This window comes from Acidobacteriota bacterium (assembly GCA_033549365.1).
Classification (GTDB): Bacteria; Acidobacteriota; Aminicenantia; order Aminicenantales; family Saccharicenantaceae; genus JAWSUF01.
In genome coordinates this window covers 66059-85471 of the sequence record JAWSUF010000005.1, presented here as the reverse complement: position 1 = coordinate 85471, position 19413 = coordinate 66059, and the positions used below count along the sequence as shown (strand labels likewise).

At 59.1% G+C, this 19413-nt stretch carries 18 protein-coding genes; 13 read left to right on the top strand and 5 right to left on the bottom strand.

The features are described 5' to 3' along the window. Positions 1–118 precede the first annotated feature (118 nt). The 10 genes from SCM96_08935 (at position 119) to SCM96_08890 (ending at position 10013) form a co-directional block, all read left to right on the top strand. Entirely contained in the window at positions 119–817 is a 699-nt protein-coding gene (locus SCM96_08935) for a glycosyltransferase family 2 protein (GenBank protein MDW7760748.1), read from the top strand. Positions 818–829: 12 nt separating this feature from the next. Continuing rightward, complete coding sequence (locus tag SCM96_08930) at positions 830–1201, top strand: DUF2304 domain-containing protein (GenBank protein MDW7760747.1); 372 nt, start codon at positions 830–832, stop codon at positions 1199–1201. Beyond that, positions 1198–1551, top strand: coding sequence for an EamA family transporter (locus SCM96_08925; protein MDW7760746.1), 354 nt, complete (start codon positions 1198–1200; stop codon positions 1549–1551). Before SCM96_08930 ends, SCM96_08925 begins: the two co-directional genes overlap by 4 nt. Continuing rightward, positions 1535–2677 carry a GNAT family N-acetyltransferase gene (locus SCM96_08920; GenBank protein MDW7760745.1) on the top strand — a complete coding sequence of 381 codons (1143 nt, stop codon included), beginning with the start codon at positions 1535–1537 and terminating at the stop codon, positions 2675–2677. The genes SCM96_08925 and SCM96_08920 overlap by 17 nt, the downstream gene beginning before the upstream one ends. Then, positions 2678–3352: a methyltransferase domain-containing protein gene (locus SCM96_08915; GenBank protein ID MDW7760744.1), complete on the top strand. Its 675-nt coding sequence runs from the start codon at positions 2678–2680 to the stop codon at positions 3350–3352. Beyond that, entirely contained in the window at positions 3352–4185 is an 834-nt protein-coding gene (locus tag SCM96_08910) for a polysaccharide deacetylase family protein (protein MDW7760743.1), read from the top strand. Before SCM96_08915 ends, SCM96_08910 begins: the two co-directional genes overlap by 1 nt. Positions 4186–4336: 151 nt before the next feature. Further along, positions 4337–7051 (top strand): glycosyltransferase family 39 protein, encoded by a 2715-nt coding sequence (locus tag SCM96_08905; GenBank protein ID MDW7760742.1) that lies wholly within the window; start codon positions 4337–4339, stop codon positions 7049–7051. Continuing rightward, complete coding sequence (locus SCM96_08900) at positions 7052–7957, top strand: class I SAM-dependent methyltransferase (GenBank protein MDW7760741.1); 906 nt, start codon at positions 7052–7054, stop codon at positions 7955–7957. Then, positions 7944–8657, top strand: a complete 714-nt coding sequence (locus tag SCM96_08895) for a hypothetical protein (protein ID MDW7760740.1) — start codon at positions 7944–7946, stop codon at positions 8655–8657. The genes SCM96_08900 and SCM96_08895 overlap by 14 nt, the downstream gene beginning before the upstream one ends. 66 nt (positions 8658–8723) lie before the next feature. After that, positions 8724–10013 (top strand): TonB family protein, encoded by a 1290-nt coding sequence (locus SCM96_08890; protein ID MDW7760739.1) that lies wholly within the window; start codon positions 8724–8726, stop codon positions 10011–10013. A 7-nt stretch (positions 10014–10020) separates the two neighbouring features. Here SCM96_08890 and SCM96_08885 read toward each other — a convergent pair whose 3' ends face one another. Next, on the bottom strand, positions 10021–11772 hold the full coding sequence (locus SCM96_08885) for a hypothetical protein (protein MDW7760738.1): 1752 nt from the start codon (positions 11770–11772) through the stop codon (positions 10021–10023). A gap of 133 nt (positions 11773–11905) precedes the next feature. Between SCM96_08885 and SCM96_08880 the strand changes: the two genes are divergently transcribed. Next, complete coding sequence (locus SCM96_08880) at positions 11906–13141, top strand: aldo/keto reductase (GenBank protein MDW7760737.1); 1236 nt, start codon at positions 11906–11908, stop codon at positions 13139–13141. Positions 13142–13147: 6 nt separating this feature from the next. Here the strand turns inward: SCM96_08880 and SCM96_08875 are convergent, their stop codons facing one another. The 4 genes from SCM96_08875 to SCM96_08860 all read right to left on the bottom strand — a co-directional run bounded on the left by SCM96_08875 (position 13148) and on the right by SCM96_08860 (position 17953). After that, a complete protein-coding gene (locus SCM96_08875; protein ID MDW7760736.1) occupies positions 13148–13768 on the bottom strand; it encodes an NYN domain-containing protein in 621 nt (206 codons plus the stop codon). A 130-nt stretch (positions 13769–13898) separates the two neighbouring features. Beyond that, positions 13899–15662, bottom strand: a complete 1764-nt coding sequence (gene aspS / locus SCM96_08870) for an aspartate--tRNA ligase (protein MDW7760735.1) — start codon at positions 15660–15662, stop codon at positions 13899–13901. 84 nt (positions 15663–15746) lie between these two features. After that, a complete protein-coding gene (gene hisS, locus SCM96_08865; protein ID MDW7760734.1) occupies positions 15747–17000 on the bottom strand; it encodes a histidine--tRNA ligase in 1254 nt (417 codons plus the stop codon). After that, positions 16997–17953, bottom strand: a complete 957-nt coding sequence (locus SCM96_08860; GenBank protein ID MDW7760733.1) for an acetyl-CoA carboxylase carboxyltransferase subunit alpha — start codon at positions 17951–17953, stop codon at positions 16997–16999. Before SCM96_08860 ends, hisS begins: the two co-directional genes overlap by 4 nt. A gap of 179 nt (positions 17954–18132) precedes the next feature. Between SCM96_08860 and SCM96_08855 the strand changes: the two genes are divergently transcribed. Both SCM96_08855 and SCM96_08850 read left to right on the top strand, forming a co-directional pair. Then, positions 18133–18969, top strand: coding sequence for a 2-hydroxyacyl-CoA dehydratase family protein (locus SCM96_08855; GenBank protein ID MDW7760732.1), 837 nt, complete (start codon positions 18133–18135; stop codon positions 18967–18969). Further along, positions 18966–19409 (top strand): 2-hydroxyacyl-CoA dehydratase family protein, encoded by a 444-nt coding sequence (locus SCM96_08850; GenBank protein ID MDW7760731.1) that lies wholly within the window; start codon positions 18966–18968, stop codon positions 19407–19409. The genes SCM96_08855 and SCM96_08850 overlap by 4 nt, the downstream gene beginning before the upstream one ends. Positions 19410–19413 lie beyond the last annotated feature (4 nt).

The following is a 19413-nucleotide window of genomic DNA, read 5'->3' as shown; positions in this document are numbered from 1 at the left end:
TATTGTCGTAACCCTGATTAAATCCGGCATTTTTACCCTTCGGGCGAGCCGATCCGGCTATAGGGGGCCATTGAACCACCCCGGGGAATTATGTAACATAAGGCGGGACTCGGAATCCATGCGCAAAATTGTCATCATTCCCGCATTCAATGAAGAAAAGGCCATTGCCGGCGTTCTGCACGACGTGCGGAAACATGCCCCCGATTTCGACGTCCTGGTCATCAACGACGGTTCCGTGGACGGGACGTCGAAAATCGCCGGGGAAACCGGGATCGCCTCCGTCGTCGATCTTCCGAAAAACCTCGGCATCGGCGGCGCCGTTCAAACCGGGTTTATTTACGCCGTAAGAAAAGGATACGATATCGCCGTTCAGATCGACGGCGACGGCCAGCACAACCCCGAGGAGATTTCCCGTCTTGTCGACCCCATTCTCAAGGGCGAGTCCGACGTCGTCATCGGGTCCCGATTCGTGTCCGATTCGTCGTTTCGAAGCTCCCTGCCGCGCCGTCTGGGCATCAAGATGTTTACGCTCATGAATAAAATTCTTCTCCAGGAAAACATCACGGACAGCACCTCGGGCTTCCGGTCCTATAACAGAAAAGCCCTGGACATTCTGTTCCGCGACTACCCGGATGACTACCCGGAACCCGAAGCCGTCTATATCCTGATCAAGTCCGGACTGAGAGTCATCGAAATCGGGGCGACGATGAACGAACGCCAGGGCGGCCGGTCGTCCATCACGTTTCACAAGTCGCTCTTTTACATGGTCAAGGTGTTCCTGGCGATTTTCGTCCGGATGATGAAAAAGAAAAAATAGAAGGAGACCGCCATGGGAATGGATGACGTTCAGGGGATCCGAATCCAGATCCTGTCGATCATCGGAAGCATTCTGCTGATCATCTTCATTGTCGAGCTGATCCGGAGAAAACGGCTGCGGGAAGAGTTTTCCATTCTCTGGCTGGCCATGGGTTTTGTTTTCCTCGGAGTGGCCATGTTTCGTAATCTCCTCGACCAGTTCTCGTTCATGATTGGAATCAGCTATCCGCCGACCGCTCTTTTCCTTATCCTGATCATCGGATTGATGCTCATTCTTATGCACTTTTCGGTGGCCATTTCGGAACTCAAGGAGGCCAACAAAAAGCTGATCCAGGAAATCGGACTGATGAAACTCGAGGCGGAAAAAAGGGAAGGGAAACCATGAAAGGCCTTCATATCTTTATTCCGGTCGTGCTGGTTTTCGTTCTGTCCCAGATTCTTTTGAAAAAAGGTGTTCTCGACCTGGGTTCGGCCCGTGTGGACAAGGCCTTTTTTCTCCATGCCCTGACGTCTCCCTATGTCCTCGGCGCTCTGGCTCTTTCGGGAATCGGTGTGCTGGTCTGGCTCGTTGTTCTTTCGCGATATGATCTCGGATATGCGAATCTGATTATCAGTTTTGCCTACGTCCTCATCGTCGTTTCCTCCGCTCTGATTTTCAAAGAGGACATCTCCCCGATCAAGTGGCTGGGAACGCTGTTCATCACCCTGGGCGTCTACCTTGTCACCAAAAGCTGAGGCCGGTCCCCGCCCGGACGGCTCGACGCCGCCCGGACCGCTCGAGCCGGAATGGATCCCGTTCTCGGCCGGCCATGAGGCCAAATGGGATGCCTTCGTGGAGGGCCATCCCGGCGGCCGTTTCGTTCATCTTTCGGGCTACAAACGAGCCGTCGAGCTTGTCTATGGTTTCGATCCGGTCTACCGCCTCTGCCTGGATGGTCCGAACATCCGGGCCGTTTTTCCAGGATTTGTTCACCGCAGCCGGATCTACGGGCGGAAAATCGTCTCCCAGCCGTTCAATGAATACGGCGGACTTCTTCCGGCCGGAGATGCCGGACCCGGGGAAAAGATAGCCCTTGTGGAGAGTTTTGCCCGCGCCATCCGCCGGGAGATGAAGGCATTCGGCTGCCGCCACCTGGAAATGCGCCATCCGTTAAGTCTCGGAGACGATGTCGCCGGACCCTTTCAGGCCCTTCCCCTTTTCCGGCGCGTCGACCGCCTTCTGGAGCCTCCGGACATCCTGTGGAAAAAACTGGATGCCAAGGACAGAAGCCTCATCCGCAAGGCCGCCTCCTTCAACCTCGAATTCGCAGAGCGTCCGGGCTTCCGGCCCCTCGAGGAAGAGTTCTATCCGATTTACCTGAAAACCATGAAGAGACTGGGCACGCCGCCGCACCCTCTGTCTTTTTTCTTCGCTCTGCGCCGATATCTTAAAGACAACATGAAGCTTTTCATCATCGCCCACAAGGGGCATCCGGTTTCGGCGCTGATTGCCTGGCGAACCGGAACGACCGTCCAAATCACGGACATGTGTTCGGACGATGCCGCCTTCGCCATGAAACCCAATGACTTCGCCGTCTGGGAGTTTTTCCGCTGGGCTTACGCCGCCGGCTGCCGCGGTTTCGATTTCGGTCCGGTCAGGTACAGGGGCCAGGAAATATTCAAAAAGAAATGGCTGATGCAGTTCCATGACTACCGATATCTTTATCTGGACGATGGTGCGGCCGGCGTTCGGCCGCCGCGCAACCCCTTTTCCGGAAATTCTTCTCTGGCCGGCCATGCCGTTGAAGTGTGGAAGAAAGCCGTTCCCCAATGGCTGGCCCGATCCCTGGGGGCACGGTTTCGAAAGGAGATCGGACTCTGAATGGATCATAAACTCTGGACGGAATATTTCGACGGCCGGGCCGAACTCTGCGGCGATGCCGAAACCGCCAACAGCTATTTCAATTCGGCCAACTTCCGGTTCTTCAAAAAGCATGTCCTCCGGCTGGCCGGCGATCTCCGGGGCCGGGCCGTTCTCGACTCCGGCTGCGGCACGGGCCACTTCACGGCCGGCCTGGCCGCTGAAAACTTTCTTGTCGGGGCCGATATTTCCCGGGGCATGCTCCTTTTGGCCGGCGGCAAGGGGCTTGTCTCCGTTCAAATCGGGCCCGGCGGACTGCCGTTTCGTGACGGAAGTTTCGACTTGGTTTTTTCGAACAGCGTGATCCAGTGCGTCGAAGACGGCCGGGCTCTGATCGCCGAACTCGTCCGGACGGCCCGGCCAGGCGGCCGGATCATCATCAGCACGGCCAATGGGGAAAACCTGGCCTTTTCCACCATGCGCCGCATCAAGGGAGGCGTCGACCGGTATCTTCATGTCCGTTCCCAAACCGAAGTCCGAAGCGGTCTTGAGGCCTGCGGCGCCCGGGTGTTGTCCGTCGTGAACATGTACTTTCCTTTCGGTTTGGCGAAGAAGCAGGACGGGCGGAAGAAGCCCGGCATTCCGGCGCGCCGGTTGGCAACGGCCTTTGCCGTCGAGGCGGTCAAAGAGGCGTGATGACGTCCCGCGGCGGATTCCTCCTCTCCTTCGATGTCGAGGAATGGTTCCATGCCAACTACGACGCCGTGGGTCCGGAGCCGCCTCAAGGCCATGACAACCGCCTTATGGATAACATCCGGACCATCCTCGAGCTTTGCGCGGAAAACAAAGCCCGGGCGACATTTTTCATTCTGGGAAGAACGGCCGAAAGACATCCGGGACTGGTCGAAACAATCCGGGATGACGGTCACGAAATTGCCTCTCACGGACTCAGCCATAGACCGGTATCAAGCATGAGCCCGAAGGAATTCGAAGCCGACCTCGATCGATCGCTGGATATTCTCAAGACAAGAGCCGGAACGGAGATTGTGGGGTATCGGGCGCCGTCCTGGTCGGTTCGCCGCGACATGGATTGGTTTTTCCACATCCTCGAAACCCGCGGGCTCCTCTACGATTCCAGTCTCTTTCCGGCAAAAACCTATCTCTATGGCGATAATCGCATACCGCGCTTCCCTTTCCGGATCGGCGGACTTCTTGAAATTCCGCCCAGCACGCTGAACCTTGCGGGCCGCCGCCTTCCCTTTTCCGGAGGCGCTGCCTTTCGGGTCTGGTCCTATGCGGTGCTCCGGGCGGGTCTGAGTCGATTCGAGCGCCGGGGCCGGCCCGGAATCGTCTATCTTCACCCCCGGGAAGTCGATCCCGGCGGCCTGCGTTTGTCTCTGCCGCTTCGCGACCGGATTGTTCACTACGCCGGCCTGAAAACCGCCCGGAAAAAACTGTCCCGCCTCCTCGCCGCCTTCCCCTTCATCTCGTTCAGGGATTATATTGACAGCCTTCCGAACCACCCTTGAACTTGAGCCCGAAGAGCGGAAGCCGACGCAGCGTACAGCAATCTCGACACGCGCACGGCTCCGGAGCAAGCCGACGGAGGGTCGAGCGAACGCTGTGTCCCGGGTTGAAGTTGACAATCCGGAAGCCCTGTCGATAAAATGTGGGCTCTTCATGGATAACCTGAAAGATTTCCTGCGCCGCAGAAAGACCCTCATCCTGCTCGCCGGGCTTCTGCTTCTGGGGATATTTCTGCGTTTTTGGGGTCTCGGCTCCGTCTACCAGCGGGTGGACGACTACCCCCTGGCCCGGCACATCCAGGTCATTTACGGGGGCGATTGGCGACCCGACCCCTACTGGTTCTACCCGATCTTTTTTAACTATATCGTGGCCGTTCTCCTCAGGCTGATTTCAGGGATTCTGACCGTCTGCGGCTTCAATCCGGTGCCGGGTCTTTATCCTTTCTCCTTCGATCAAATCCTCCAGATCGCAAGAGTCACGGCGGCGCTCATGGGGTCCCTGACCATCCCTCTTGTTTTTCTCACGGCCCGTCGTCTCTATTCGGAAAAAGCCGCACTCATCGCCGCATCCCTTTTTACATTGTCCTTCATCCATATCCTCTACAGCCATCAGATCGTCCTCGATGTCCCGATGACGTTTTTCTATGCGCTGTCACTGTATTTTTGTACCCTTTTGCTGGCCCGGGGTAACATCGCCTTCTATATCCTGGCGGCTTTTTCCGGCGGGCTGGCCGTTGCGACCAAGTACAACGCGATTTTCATCGGCGCGGCCATCTTCGCCGCCCATGCCATTCGGGAACTCGGCCGGGGCACGAAAGTTTGGCGTATACCGCTCGATGTCCGGCTCGCCGCGACCGCGGCGGCGGCCGCCGCCGGATTTTTCGCCGGCCACCCCTACGGGCTGATCCGTTTCCGGGAATTTCTTCAGGCCTCGAAAAACCTGGTTGGACTTGTCCATGAAACGGAGTGGTTCCTGCGCCCGATCGCGCCGACCAATCTCTGGGAACACATCAAGTTCAGCAAACACCTGCAGGCGGTCTGGAATGTTTTCATCACGGAAGGTTGGCCGCTGTCCATCCTGATCGTCCTCGGCATCATCCATATGATCCGGAAGAGGCGTCCGGCCGATTGGTTTGTCGCGATCTCCGGAACGGCCTATTTCATCGGAGCCCTGGGCTTCATCGGGTTTTCCCGTTTGCGCGACCTGGCCACCCTGGCTCTCTTCCTGGCCTTTCTGGGGATGAGCGGCGTTCTTTTCATACGGGAGGTTTTCGGCCGTAGAAAGGCCGCCGCCGTTCTTGTCGTTTCGCTTCTCCTCGTCTGGATATCCTGGGGAACCGTATCCCGATCCTATTATCTCTGGGAAGACGACACGACCGAAATTGGAGAACGCTGGATCGTCAGGAATATCCCCGAGCGGACCCGCTTCGGCAAAGAGTGGTTTTCGCCGATGAACCCCGTCAAGGAAGGCCGGCGATACCGGTTTTTTTCCCGGGCCTATCTTTTCTGGAGGGATTTCCCGCCGTTCCAGCAGTTCGATTTCATCATGTCGTCGAGCGCTTCGTCCTCCCTGTTTCTGAACAACCGGAAGTTCTATCCGGAGTGGGCGGCCGTCTATGTGAACCTCTTCAGACAGCACGAGCCGGTGAAGAGCTTCTTTTTCCATGACATCGAATACAAGAATCCCGAGGTCCGCATTTTTTCCGGGAAAATTCCCAGGCGGGAGAAACAGGCGGTGTCGCTGCCGACGGCCGTCCCCGCCTCCAATCCGGTGCGGGAGTTCGTCATGATGGACGGATCTCCCTATGAAAAGGATATCAACGCCTTCTTTATCGGCGGTGGGGAGAAAGTCATCCGCTTCCTTGTCAACCGGGAAAAAATTCCCCGGATGACGGTTTTCGTCATCGCTCCGGAAAGCGACGGCGAGATCGTTGTCGGCGGGGGCCTGATCTCCCGAAAAATCAAGGTCCGGGCCGGAGAGAATGTCTGGGTCGATATCCGTCCGGCTCGGGCGTTCCCATTTTTCCGGTATTGTTACCGATTGACGGTCAAAGCCTCGCCCGGGCTGGCTGCCGCCTTTATCCGGCTGGCCGCCGACGACATGACGGCCGGGCTTCAGTTTTTCGATCTTGGAGATTACGATCGTGCCCGAACCGCACTCGAGAATATTTTTCCCGGCCGTCCCGGCGAAGAAGGCCCCGTTGAGTCCGCACTCTACTTTGCGGCCGCCGCCGATCAGCTCGGGGATCGCCGGGAATCGACGGCTGTCCTGGAACGCCTTCGCGAAAGGCCGGAGTTCCGGCAATACCAGGCGCTCCATGCCGCGCTGGCATCGGATGACGAATGGGTTCGGAGATTCGAGAGACATTCCGGCGTGGACATGGCCCTGGCTCGAGGCTCGCGGACCGAGCTTGTCGAGGACAAAGACTTCGAGATCACGGGCGGCATCAGGCTCGAATCCGATATTTTTCTGGACAGGAGCGCTGTGGCGCCTTTTCCCGGCACCGAAGCCGGATTGATAGCCGTGTCCAAGGAATTCCGGCTGCCTCCTCAGGGCTATCAGGTGGAATTCCATCTTCACAACCCCGCGAATGATGTCGGCGTTCGGGGCACGGCATCCGTGATTCAAACGCAGGACGGTGTTGAGACCTCCGTCGACGTCCCGGCGGTTCTGGAGGCGCCGGGCGCGGACGGCTTCTCGCTTGTCCGGATGCGGTTTCATCATCGGGATTATCGCGACAGGGTCCGGTTCGTTCTTCGGCTGGATGAAGGCTTCCGAGGGGCTCTTGACCACATCAAGTACCGGCCGAACATGGAAAGTTTCTGGCGGGCGAAGAGCGATCTTTTTCGACCTTATCTGGATCAATAAATGTGTCCTGAAAGGTCCGATGCCCTTTGCCCCGCCTGTGGATCGCCGGTTTCGGATTTCCGGTTCCGCATCGATGCCTGGCGCTATGTCGCCTGCCGGAGTTGCGGTCTTGTGCGGATGTCTCCGATCGTCGTTCCGGAGCCGATGGGCGAGGATTATGCGGGAATCGATCTCGAAGCCTATCAGGAATTTGTCCGGCGCTTCCGGACGCCGCAGCACGTTCGCGCCGTCCGCATGATCCGGAAGCATGCCCCGGGCGGAACGCTTCTCGATGTGGGCTGCGGAACTGGCGGGTTTCTCGATGTCGCCGCCGAGGCGGGTTTCCGGGTTTTCGGCATCGAACCCTCCCGGATCGCCAGCGGAGTGGCCGCGGAAAAACACCCGGTTTTACGGCGCGACTTTCAGCATGTGTCGCTTCGGGATGAGACTTTCGACGTCGTGACGCTCTGGTCGGTTCTCGAGCATGTGGCTGATCCCGGCCCGCTTCTCGACCGCGTGCGTTCGGTTCTCCGAAACGGGGGGCTTCTGGCCCTCCGGATCCCCGTGGCCGACGGATTGATTCCCAAGCTGGCCTTCGCCCTGCACAGGGCGACGCTCGGCGCGGTGGATTTTCCCCTCAGAATCATCTTCCAGCTCGACTGGCACTACAAACACTATTTTCTTTTCAATCTCCGGAACGCCCGGATTATGCTCGAATGCGCGGGCTTTCGGGTCCTTGACCGGAGGCTTGAGGACAGCTGCGACCGGGCGAGCCTGGATTTGCGTTTCGCCCATCTCGACATGAACCCCGCGGCGCGCCTCGTTTTGAAAACGGGACTGGATGCCCTGCTCCGGGCCGCCTCTCTTTTCGAAATGCGGGACGAGGCGGTGATTGTGGCCCGGAAGGCGGATTGTGGACGCCTATAACAAGATTTTTCACGGCTGGCAGAGCCTCTATCACCGGCGCCGCTTCGTCTGGATTCTGAACAAACTGCGTCCCTATGATTTGTCAGCCATGCGGATCATCGAGCTGGGATGTTTCGACGCCAAGCTGCTGAACGTGCTGCCTCAAAAACCCGGATACTATCTCGGCCTTGACGCCGGATACGAAAACGCCGTTCTGGCCGCGGCGAGGTTTCATTGCGGCGACGACCGGATCGATATCCGTCTGTCCACCCGCCCGGAAGACATCCCCGACGAACGCTTCGATTTCGGCATCGCCATGGAGACCTTCGAGCACATCCGGCCGGATCTTGTCGAGGACTATATCGCCCGGCTCGCCCAAGTTGTCGGCAGGGAACTGTTTGTCACGATACCCGTGGAAAGGGGTTTTCAGTTTCTGATTGCGACATCGGTCCGGCTGATAAACAGGGATTTGAAAAAGCATACGTCGGCGGAGTTCTGGAATTCCCTTCGTGGACGTCCGGATCTCGTCGTCCGCGACGAGCACAAGGGATTCGATGACAGGGGTTTTATCCGCCGATTATCCCGTCGTTTTGAAATCCGGTCGGTCGAGAGTCTTCTCGGGCCGTCGTGGCTGGGTTTGAATCTCGGTCTGGCGATTGCGGCTGTTCCCCGCGAATCTGCTTCCCCGGTGAAAGCGACACCGGGCGGCCGTGCGAAATGACATCGGGGGAAAAACGTGATATCTTAACAGAGAAGAAAGAATTCCGTATGATATTGATTGATAGACATGGAAAACCGCAAGCCGCCGGCATTTTTGGAAGAGGCCGATCGCAACATGGCCTTCAAGGACGACCTCACGGGTCTGTTCAATCGGCGGCTTCTTATGCATCTCTTTCGCAATTTCTGGGATGATCTGGCCCGCAAGAACGGCTTTTTATCCCTCTTGATGCTGGACCTTGACGGGTTCAAAGCCGTCAATGACCGCCACGGACATCTGGCCGGGGACGCCGTTTTGTGCGATGTCTCCGCCATTCTCAAAAAAACATTTCGGACGAGCGACATCGTCGTCCGGTACGGCGGTGACGAGTTTGTCGTGGTTCTTCCAGGGGCGGCCGCGGCCGAAGCCGAAAGTCTCGGAAAAAGGGCGCGGACGGAACTTGAAGCCTATGAATTCGGACCTGCGGCCGGGTTCGGGAAAGACAGCCCGGCCCTGTCTTTCAGCATCGGTGTGGCCGCATATCCCGACGACGGCCTTTCCGGAACCGATATTCTTCAGAAAGCCGACAACCGGCTCTATGAGGAAAAAAAATACCGATATCCCCAAAGCCCCGCTCTGCGCCGGAAAAAACTTCGGCGTTTTCTGGCCGCGGCCGCCGGAGCGACCGTTGTTGTTTTTATTATCGGTGCCTATGTGGCGGGCTGGGTGCGGATTTCGGGTTTTTCGGCCGGTCCGATGTCCGCCGGGACTCGGGCCGCCCGAGCCCTGGTTCTCGAAAGAGAAAACGTCCTCCTGGCCGAGATCGAAAGGCTTCGGGCGGAGTTGGCCTCCCGCGAGGATCGGAGCGAATCCGCCGATCCCGGGTCGATCGCACCGCCCGTCGATGCGAACCTCGTTGGCCGTCTCAAAGTGCGCCTGGACGAGCTCGAACGCGAACTGGCCCTCGAGCGGGAGTCCGGTCCGCCTCCGGAAAGCGGGGAGGAATCCATCGAGGACGTGTCGATGACAAGCCTTGCCGATGAGAAGGCCATGGAAACGGACGGCGTGGCCCCGATCGATCCCGAGCCTTCGGAGGCGGCGGAAATCCGACCCGTCCTTCTCGGTTTCGAGCCTCCTCCTTATCCGCAGGCCGCCCGTCTTTTCAGACGCGAAGCGACCGTGGAGTTGAAACTCCTGGTCGACGAAAACGGCCGTGTTCTCCAGACTGATATCGTCGGCTCTCCGGCCGGATTCGGTTTCGACGAGGCGGCCCGCGAAGCCGCATTCAAAGCCGTCTTTCAACCCGGAAGGCGGGATGGAAGCCCGGCCGTCATGGAAGCCCGGCTCGCCGTGAATTTTCGATTCCGCGACCCGCGCTAGCGTCTCCCTAGTGGCGCCAGCTCTTGAGGTCGGCGCCGGACGGAGCCGACTTCCGGATGCGCTCCATGATCTTCGGGATGTGGATCTGGTGGTAGCGCAGGCGCGAGAGATGATTGGGAAGCTCGTGGACGCCGTTCCAGCAGTGTTCGGCCCGATCGCCGTAATCGACTTCGCCCGAGTAGTGGGGATCGGTCGTGCTTTCCAGGAATTCCTCCATCAGGTAGACGGCGTTGTTCAGGTAATAGTTGTCCATGTCGCCGCAATAGATGTGGATTTTTCCCTGAAGTTTCGGACCGAGGGCTTTCCAGTCGCGTTCGAGAATGTACCGAAGGTCGTAATTCTCCCGCCAATGTTCGGCCGTATTCCGGTCGATGACGCCGGTTCGTTTGTCCCAGATCCGCACGGGATAACCATCCGTTCCGACAGGAGAATAGACAGCCTCCCAGATATCGAACTGCTGGCCGGAGCGCGACTTCGTGCCGAGGACGAGTTCCAGGCGGTTCATCTGCTCCAGGGTGATGCCGACCTCGCCGAGATAATTCCTTTTGCCGGGACGCGGCACGACGAGCCAGGGTCCGCGGTCGAAATATGCGTTGTCATGGCGGTAGATGTCGACGAGGGTGTAGGCACGGAAATCGATGGGATCAGGGCAGGCGGCCCAGCAGCCGTTATATTCGTCGGGATAAAACACCTGGGCGGCCAGTGCTTCCCATCCGCCCGTCGATCCGCCGTAAAGGAATCGGGCCCAGCCTTGCCCGATGCCCCGGAATTCCTCCTCGATTTTGGGAATGAGTTCATATGTGATGGCGTCGCCGTAGGGACCGAGGTTGGATGAGTTCACGGCATAGGAATCGTCATAATAGGGGTTGGGGTGCTGAATCTCGATGATCAGCATCCGCGGGGTATCTTTCGCCGTCCAGTATTTATAGAAGGCGTAAGCTTCCTCCTGGACGATCCTGTTGTATCCGTGCAGCTTGAATCGCTCGCTGTAGTCCGGCTCGAGATCAGGATCCGGCGGTTCCTCCCGGAATCCGCCGAACGTGTAGGGGAAATGGCCGTGAAAAATGACCAGAGGGTAGCGCGCTTCGAGACGGTCATCGAAGCCCTCGGGGACGAGAACGTGGGCGCCGAGATGCATGGGCCGGCCCCAGAACTCCGAGAGAAGCTTGCTTTCGATGCGGATGTGCCGGATGTATTTCGTCTGCGGGGGATCGGGAATGGGCGGGATCTCGCGGTCGAGAACGATCCGCAGGGTTTCACGGCGGGACGGATCGATCGTCATACGCTGGGGTTCGCTGATGAGATTTCCGGGGGCGCGGTTCCACTGCTGGCCCTCGCCGCGATCCATGGGCAGCTTGACGATGTGACCGTCGGCCCGGTGGAAGGTTTCGTATTTGTGGAGCAGAACCTGAACCGTGTATTCGCCGGCGGGAACGTCGGCCAGATTTGCCAGTGGATAGCCGAGAATCCCGCCGCCGAAAACGGCCTCCTCACCGGCTTTCCATTCGTCGACGTCGATGCCGAAGATCTGCTGGGATCCGAGGCTGTCGCCGATCTGGAAGCGGGGCTCGGCGCCGTTGTCGGTTGAAAGCATCAGGAGCAGGCGTCCGTCGAGAGGCTCCGCGGACACCTCATAAGGGAAAGCGACGGCGATCCGAAGGCGCGCTATGTTCTCTCCTTTCCCTTGTTGGGCATCCGGAGAGCAGGCCGGAAGAAAAAGAAGGAAAGCGAGACAGACGACGATGACATTTTTACTCATGAGCGAACCTCCTTGCCTGCCCAGTTTACGTCTTCCCCTCTTGGATATCAACCGGGCCGCCGGTTTTCTTTGACACGGCGGTTTTCTCCGGTTACCCTATTTATAGTTAATATTTTGAAAGGAAAGGGAAAACATGACGCAAAAAGGACGCATCAAAAGACGCGACTTCATTAAAGGCTCCGCCGCGGCGGTCGCCGTCGGGATGGCCGGCGGTCTTCACGGACGAGCCCATGCGGAATCCGCCGCCCTCACGGTCGAGGAAGCCGCCAACAAGGTGGGGCGCTTCCCGCGACGGCCTCTCGGCTACAGCAAGCGGGAGGTCTCCATCATGATCGGCGGCGCGGATTTTGCGCCGTTTCCCACGGCGGCCGGGATTCTCTGCGGCATGAACTACTGGCACAAGGCCAACCGGTGGGCCCGAACGGGCGTTCCGGACGATGTCAAAAAGAATCGCGAAGCCCACATCTGCCAGGTCAACGTCGACCGCATCGCCGGGAATCACGAAACAGGCCGGATCGATGAGGAATCGCACTATAAATTCGTCAGGCAATCCCTGAAAGACACGGGACTCGGCTATTACGACGATATGCAGTTCCACTACGGATATCACAATGTGGACGAGGTCAAGAACAACAAGGGATTCGTCCGCGCCTTCGAACGGTTGAAAAAAGAGGGGCTGGTCATGCATCTCTGCATTTCCCAGCATGGTTATGCCGGAAACAAAAAAGTGCCGCACGGCGAAAGCGCCGCCGAAGTCCTGACCGCCGTTGTTGAAGAAGGGCTCTACGAACACGCTCAGATCATCTACTCCTACGGCGCCGATCCGGAAATCGATGCGTTTCTCGAACTCGCGCAGAGCAAAGGCTTCGGCACGATCGCCATGAAGACGGCCCGGGGAATCGGGCGGATGAAAGAAGACGCGGCCTTCATGGCCTCCCTGCCGCCCGGTGTCGCGCCGCACAACGCCCTGGCCCGCTGGCTGACAACGGCCACGCGGCTCGATGCCGCGGTCATCCGCGTCCGCAATCTGGACGAATTCGTCGAGACCTATTCCGGTGCGGGAAAAAGCCTGACCGCCGGCGACAACCGGGCCATCGCCATGATGACGGCCCGGGCCGACGAGACGGCCTGCCGCTTGTGCACTTGCTGCCAGCCCCACTGCCCGCAGAACGTCCCGATCACCGAGATCCTGCGCTTCGAACGCTATGCGCTCGACGACGGCGACCGCGGCAAGGCCCGGGCGCTCTACGCCGGGCTCGACCGGCGCGCCGACGCCTGTGCCGCCTGCGGGACATGCCTGCCGCATTGCCCGCAGAGTCTCCGGATTCCGGATAAACTCGCGGCGGCCCACCGCCTCCTTCACACGTAATGCTTGTTATTGATGAAGAATGACATCAACATGGACTTTAAGGTCGCGGGATACCGGATGTCCGAGATGATCCAGAATAATTCGAACTCCTTCTTTTCGAGCAAGCTTGAATGAAGGGACAAGGTCGACATCTCCGGCTACGACAACAATCGTATCAACGAGTCGCTTTAGCGCCATCCATGCAATATCCAGTCCGATACGAAGGTCAACCCCTTTTTGCTTGATGTCGGGGATAAAATCTTTTGCAGTTGGTGTTCTTGGAGCCTTTTGAATTGCTTTAACGGCTGCGCCTCCCAACTTCCAGCCCTGAAAAAGGATTTCACCACGACGAACTGCAAAATTCGGCGAGAGATCAAGTGTTTCCTGTAAAGAAGTCGCTTCACGCGATCGCTTGGTGCAACCTAAATCGAGGATATACCCATCAATTGGATTTCTTACAATTTTTTGCAAGGGAGGAGCATCATAATAAAATATTCTGAGCAGATTGAGGCTTTCAAGTTGCGAGGATTCCATTATCCGTCGGCATACTTCTTGAATGTCGGATGCTCTTGGGTAACGAAGAAGTTTTTGTTGGAGTTTCTTGGTGACAAATCCCCCATCCAGAATTATTGAAAACTTATTTGCCATCTCACCCCCAATAAAAATGGCCCGTTCCTCTCGCGGTGCCTCTAAGGCACGCTTGAATCAAGGGCGAGAGGCTTGGGCCGTTGCTATCAATACTAATAAACACGAAATAAACTGAATAGTCAAGAGAATATTAACCCGAATTCTTGATTTTCAGGCCCAGATCGGCAAGCTGCCGTTCTGAGACGGGTGAAGGGCTTCCGGTCAGGAGGCACAGCGCGCTTGTCGTCTTCGGAAAGGGAATGACCTCGCGGATGGACTCCTCGCCGGCGAGCAGCATGGCGATGCGGTCGAAACCCAGCGCGATCCCGCCGTGGGGCGGCGTGCCGTAGCCGAGCGCATCCAGGAAAAAGCCGAACTTCTCCCGCGCTTCCTCCTCGCCGAGCCCGAGCGTTTTGAAGATCCGGTTTTGCAGACTCCGGTCGTGAATTCGGATCGAACCGCCGCCGATTTCGTAGCCGTTGAGCACGATGTCGTAGGCCAGAGCGCGGACCGAGCGGGGGTCGGATTCCAGGCGTCCGATGTCGTCGGGATGGGGGGAAGTGAACGGATGGTGGACGGCGACGAGCTTCCGTTCCTCATCGCTCCATTCGAAAAGCGGGAAGTCGGTGACCCAGGTGAAGGCATAGGCATTTTTTTTCTTGACCCGCTCGAGGATGAAATCCCGCCGGATTTCACCGAGGACGCGAAGCGCCGTCTCTTCGGTATCGGCGACGACAAGGGCCAGATCCGGCTCGCCGGCTTCGAGTTTTTCCCAGAGGGCCCGAAGTCCTTCGGCGGCCATTTTCAGGGAGGATTTCAGACCCTCTTCGGGCGCCGCCGCTCTTTTGATCCAGGCGACACCGCGGCCGCCGAGTTCCCGGGCCCGGAGGTTCAGCTTGTCGATGCGGGTTCGGGATAAGGCTCCCCCGCCTTCGACGACAAAACCCTTGACGCATCCGCCCTCGCCCACTGCCTTCATGAGGATTTCAGAATCCGTCCCGGCGGCGATCTCCGTGAGATCCCGGATTTTCATCCCGGCCCGCAGGTCGGGCTTGTCCGATCCGTAGCCGTCCATGGCCTCCCGGTGGGAAAGCCGGGGGAAGGGCGTTTCGATCTTCTGCCCGGTGAGGGCGAAGACCTCGGCCATGAGCCCCTCGATGAGCGCGAAGACGTCTTCGCGGCCGGCGAAACTCATCTCGATGTCGATCTGGGTGAACTCCGGCTGGCGGTCGGCCCGGAGATCTTCGTCTCGGAAACAGCGGACGACCTGAAAATACTTGTCTGCCCCTGCGATCATGAGCATCTGTTTGAAGAGCTGGGGCGATTGGGGCAGGGCGTAGAAGCGGCCCTTGTGAACGCGGCTGGGGACGAGATAGTCGCGGGCTCCCTCGGGCGTGGATTTCGTCAGAAAGGGCGTTTCGATTTCGAGAAAGCCGCGGCCGCTCAGGTGGTTGCGGACGGCCAGGGCCGCGTCATGGCGGAGGCGGAGGTTTTTCTGCATGGACGGGCGGCGGAGATCGAGATACCGGTATTTGAAACGCAGCTCTTCACTCGCCTGGAGGGGATCCGTGATGACGAAGGGCGGGACGTCTGCAGTGTTGAGGACCGTGAGCGCCGAGGCTTCGACTTCGATCTCTCCCGTGGCCATCTTGGGATTCCGGCCTCCCTCCGCCCGTAGCCGGACCTTGCCCTGGATGGAGACGACGAACTCCGGTCTCAGCGTCTTGGCTTCATCGCGGAGATCGGGCCGCTCCGGCCCGAAGACGATTTGGGTCAGGCCTTCGCGGTCCCGGAGATCGACGAACACGAGTGTCCCCATGTCCCGGACGCGCTGAACCCATCCGGCCAGAAGAACGTCGCGGCCGGCGTCCGATGCGCGGAGATCCCCGCAGGAGTGAGTGCGTTTTTCGTTCATCTTTTTATCCTTCATCCCGCCGGCTCTCCGGGAGGGCCCCATGGCTTTGGCTCCTCGATAGCCGCGTTTCGCGAGCTCTTCCGGCTAGGGTTGCCGGAACAAGATTTCGAGAAGTTCCTCCCGGCGGCCTTCGCGCTGCTCACCCGTGGCCATATCCTTGAGCTTGAGACGTCCGCTCGCCAGCTCGTCATCCCCGATGATCAGGGCCCAGGCGGCATTGAGGCGGGCGGCGCGGCCCAAATGGGATTTCAGTCCCTTGTCCTTGAATTCGAGGAGGCACTCGATGCCGTTACGGCGGAAAAAACGGGCGATATCGAGAGACGCCCTCAAGGCCTCTCGCCCGATGGGAGCGAGATACACGACGCGGCGCTCCTCCAAGGGAGGCGGGACCACGGCCAGGAGTCGTTCCATGCCCATGGCGAATCCGGTCGCGGCGAGATCGGGGCCGCCGAAGTTCTTGATCATGTCGTCGTAGCGCCCGCCGCCGAGAAGGGAGTTCTGGGCGCCGAGGCCTGCGGCCGTGATTTCGAAGGTCGTCCGGGTGTAATAGTCGAGGCCGCGGACAAGGCGGGGTTCGACTGTGTATTTCAGCCCGAGAGTGTCGAGACAGGCCTGAAGCTCTTCGAAATGAGCCCGGCATTCGCCGCAAATGTGATCCGTGATCCGGGGGAAACCGGCGGCCTCGGCCCGGCAGGATTCGACCTTGCAGTCAAAAATCCGCAGGGGGTTCAGTTCGGCCTTGCGACGGCAGTCGGGACAGAGCGATTCGAGACGCGACCCGGCCGCCTCCCGCATCGCCGCGCTGTAGGCCGGACGGCAGGCCCGGCAGCCGACCGAGTTGATCAGGGTTTCGGTTTCCCCGACGCCGAGTTTTTCCAGGAGTTCGCGGGCGATGGAGATGAGTTCGGCGTCGACGGCGGCGTCCTTTTCGCCGAAAACCTCGACGTCGATCTGGTGAAACTGGCGGTAACGGCCCTTCTGCGGCTTGTCGTACCGGAACATCGGCCCGATGAAATAGAAGCGCATCGGTTCGGGTTTCAAATGGAGGCTGTGTTCGATCGCCGCCCGGACAACCGAGGGCGTGTATTCCGGACGCAAGGTCACCGAACGGCCGCCCTTGTCCGTGAAGGTGTACATCTCCTTGGTGACGATGTCGGATGTCGTGCCTGTTCCCTTCTCAAAAAGCTCGGTCATCTCGAAAACCGGGGCCCGGAGTTCGCGATAGCCGTAGAGTTCAAAGAGGGCTTTGGCCGCCGACTCGGCCTTTTGCCAGGCCGCGATTTCGCCCGGCAGGATGTCTTTGGTTCCCTTGACGGCGGAGATCACCGTTCCGCTCACTCTTCGACGAAGGCGCCCTGTCTGCGGATTTTTTGGTAGCGCTCTGCGAGAAGGTCTTCCAGGGATTTTTCGGACAGGTGTTTGAGGGCCTGGCCGACATAACGGTCGACGTTTCGAAAGGTCGTTTCAGGGTCGATATGGGCGCCGCCCGGAGGTTCGGGAATGATTTTGTCGATGATGCCGAGCTTGAGCAGGATTTCGGCGCGGATGCCCAGATTTTCGGCCGCCTTCTCCATGGCGCTCTGATCCTTCCACAGAATGGCGGCGCAGCCTTCAGGGGAGATCACGGAATAGAATGAATGTTCGAGCATCATGAGCTGATCGCCGAAGCCGATGCCCAGTCCGCCGCCGCTTCCGCCTTCGCCGATGACGACATTGACGATGGGCGTGCGCAGGGTGGAGATGATTTTCAGGTTATAGGCGATGGCTTCGGCCTGGCCCCGCTCCTCGCCTCCGATGCCGGGATAAGCCCCGGGCGTGTCGATCAGCGTTATGACGGGGAAGCCGAACTTCTCGGCCGTCTGCATGACCCGAAGGGCTTTGCGGTAGCCTTCGGGGTTGGGCTGGCCGAAATTCCTTTCGATCCGGGTCTTGGTCGTGCGCCCCTTCTGGTGGCCGATCACGGCGACGGTCCGGCCCTTGTAAAAGGCCAATCCGGCGACGATGGCTTTGTCGTCGGCGAAGCGGCGGTCACCGTGCATTTCCATGAAATCCTGAAAGAGGGCGTCGATATAGTCGAGGGTGTAGGGGCGTTTGGGGTGGCGGGCGATCTGGACGATGTTGAGGGTGGTCACGCCGGGCCGGATCTTTTCCCATTCCTTTTCGATTTCCGCGCGCAGCCGGTCGATCTTTTCCTTCTTGCCGGCGTCGTCGCTTTCCTCGATGACGTCGATCCGGCCCTTAAGGGCGATGATATGTTTCTCGAGAGTATAGAAGTCGGGGGCTTTTTCCATAACCGGCCTTTCCACACGGATTCCAGTCGGTATTCTAAGGGCGGGGGGAGGGGATGTCAAGGCGCATCCTTGACAGGGCACGCACGCGGGATTATTCTCCCCATATTCTGCAGGAACCGGCGCGAAAGAATGCCGCCGCTGCAAACGGATGGCGGTTTTCTGAAAGGAGCAAAAAGAGGGTGAAAACGGACATCCGCAAACTCTGGGCCGAACTCGAAGTCAACATCGACCTCCACGACGAGCTCCTGGCCGTCATGGCCCGGAGCCACGAAAAGACCCATCTCTCCCAAAAGAACCGCCCGAAAGGCATGGCCTTTTTCGACCATGCCCTCCATGCCAGCCACGCCGAACGCGTCGCCGAAATCCATGCCTTCCGCAAGCAGGGCGGAAAATCGATCGGCACGTTCTGCATCTATGTCCCGGACGAAATCGCTCTCGCCGCCGGCGTCTGGCCCCTTCCCCTCTGCGGAGGAACCGGATGGTCGGTCAACTCCGCCGACAAAATGTTTCCCAGAGATATCTGCCCCATCATCCGTTCGACGTTCGGCCTGGCCTTCAGCGGAACCTGCCCCTACAAGAAGCTCAAGGATTTCGCGGTCGGCGAGACGACCTGCGACGCCAAGAAAAAGGCCTGGGATCTCCTCGGATTCAAGGTTATGGAAGTCCCCCAGAAAAAGAACGCCGTGGACCGTGAACTCTGGCTTCAGGAAGTCTACGCCTTCAAGGACATGGTGGAGACTCTTTCGGGAATCCCCGTCACCGCCGAAGCGCTGGCCGCCAACATCAAGCTCATGAACCGCAAACGCAAAGCCCTGCGGCGCATCAACGCCTTCCGCAAGCTCGAGGCTCCGCCCATCTCCGGTCTCGACGCCCTCCTCGTCTCCCAAGTCGCCCTCAATCAGGACACGGCCCGGTTCGCCGCAGAAGCCGAGGCCCTCGCCGACGAGCTCGCGAGGAACGGGCCGGGACCGGAATTTCGGCCTACGGCCCTGAGAACGGCCGTCCCCGGGTCATGATCGCCGGAACGCCCTCCCCGCTGGGCTTCGCCAAGGTCCACTTCGCCGTCGAATCCTCCGGCATGATGATCGTCGCCGACGAATCCTGCACCGGCACTCGCTACTACACCGAGCTCGTCGACGAGAAGCCGGCCGATCTCGACGGTCTCATGAAGGCCGTGGCCGACCGGTATTTCTCCATCGACTGCTCGTGCTTTTCGCCCAATACGGAGCGGCTGGACAACGTTGTCGCCCTGGCCGGAGAATTCCGCGTCCGGGGCGTCGTCCAGTCCGTCCTGCAGTATTGCCACGGCTACAACATCGAGGCCAAGGCGGTCGAGAAAGCCCTGGCCAAGAGGAACATCCCCTCGCTCAAGATCGTGACCGATTATTCGGACGAAGACATCGAACAGCTCCGGGTCCGGACTGATACCTTTGCCGAGTTGCTCAAGGCGAAGTGAGGCC

What these genes read in the sequence shown, in the direction of transcription:
- SCM96_08935 (MDW7760748.1), top strand. Translation starts at nt 119, where the DNA reads ATGCGCAAAATTGTCATCATTCCCGCATTCAATGAAGAAAAGGCCATT.
- SCM96_08930 (MDW7760747.1), top strand. Translation starts at nt 830, where the DNA reads ATGGGAATGGATGACGTTCAGGGGATCCGAATCCAGATCCTGTCGATC.
- SCM96_08925 (MDW7760746.1), top strand. Translation starts at nt 1,198, where the DNA reads ATGAAAGGCCTTCATATCTTTATTCCGGTCGTGCTGGTTTTCGTTCTG.
- SCM96_08915 (MDW7760744.1), top strand. Translation starts at nt 2,678, where the DNA reads ATGGATCATAAACTCTGGACGGAATATTTCGACGGCCGGGCCGAACTC.
- SCM96_08910 (MDW7760743.1), top strand. Translation starts at nt 3,352, where the DNA reads ATGACGTCCCGCGGCGGATTCCTCCTCTCCTTCGATGTCGAGGAATGG.
- SCM96_08905 (MDW7760742.1), top strand. Translation starts at nt 4,337, where the DNA reads ATGGATAACCTGAAAGATTTCCTGCGCCGCAGAAAGACCCTCATCCTG.
- SCM96_08900 (MDW7760741.1), top strand. Translation starts at nt 7,052, where the DNA reads ATGTGTCCTGAAAGGTCCGATGCCCTTTGCCCCGCCTGTGGATCGCCG.
- SCM96_08890 (MDW7760739.1), top strand. Translation starts at nt 8,724, where the DNA reads ATGGAAAACCGCAAGCCGCCGGCATTTTTGGAAGAGGCCGATCGCAAC.
- SCM96_08885 (MDW7760738.1), bottom strand. Translation starts at nt 11,772, where the DNA reads ATGAGTAAAAATGTCATCGTCGTCTGTCTCGCTTTCCTTCTTTTTCTT.
- SCM96_08880 (MDW7760737.1), top strand. Translation starts at nt 11,906, where the DNA reads ATGACGCAAAAAGGACGCATCAAAAGACGCGACTTCATTAAAGGCTCC.
- SCM96_08875 (MDW7760736.1), bottom strand. Translation starts at nt 13,768, where the DNA reads ATGGCAAATAAGTTTTCAATAATTCTGGATGGGGGATTTGTCACCAAG.
- aspS (MDW7760735.1), bottom strand. Translation starts at nt 15,662, where the DNA reads ATGAACGAAAAACGCACTCACTCCTGCGGGGATCTCCGCGCATCGGAC.
- SCM96_08860 (MDW7760733.1), bottom strand. Translation starts at nt 17,953, where the DNA reads ATGGAAAAAGCCCCCGACTTCTATACTCTCGAGAAACATATCATCGCC.
- SCM96_08850 (MDW7760731.1), top strand. Translation starts at nt 18,966, where the DNA reads ATGATCGCCGGAACGCCCTCCCCGCTGGGCTTCGCCAAGGTCCACTTC.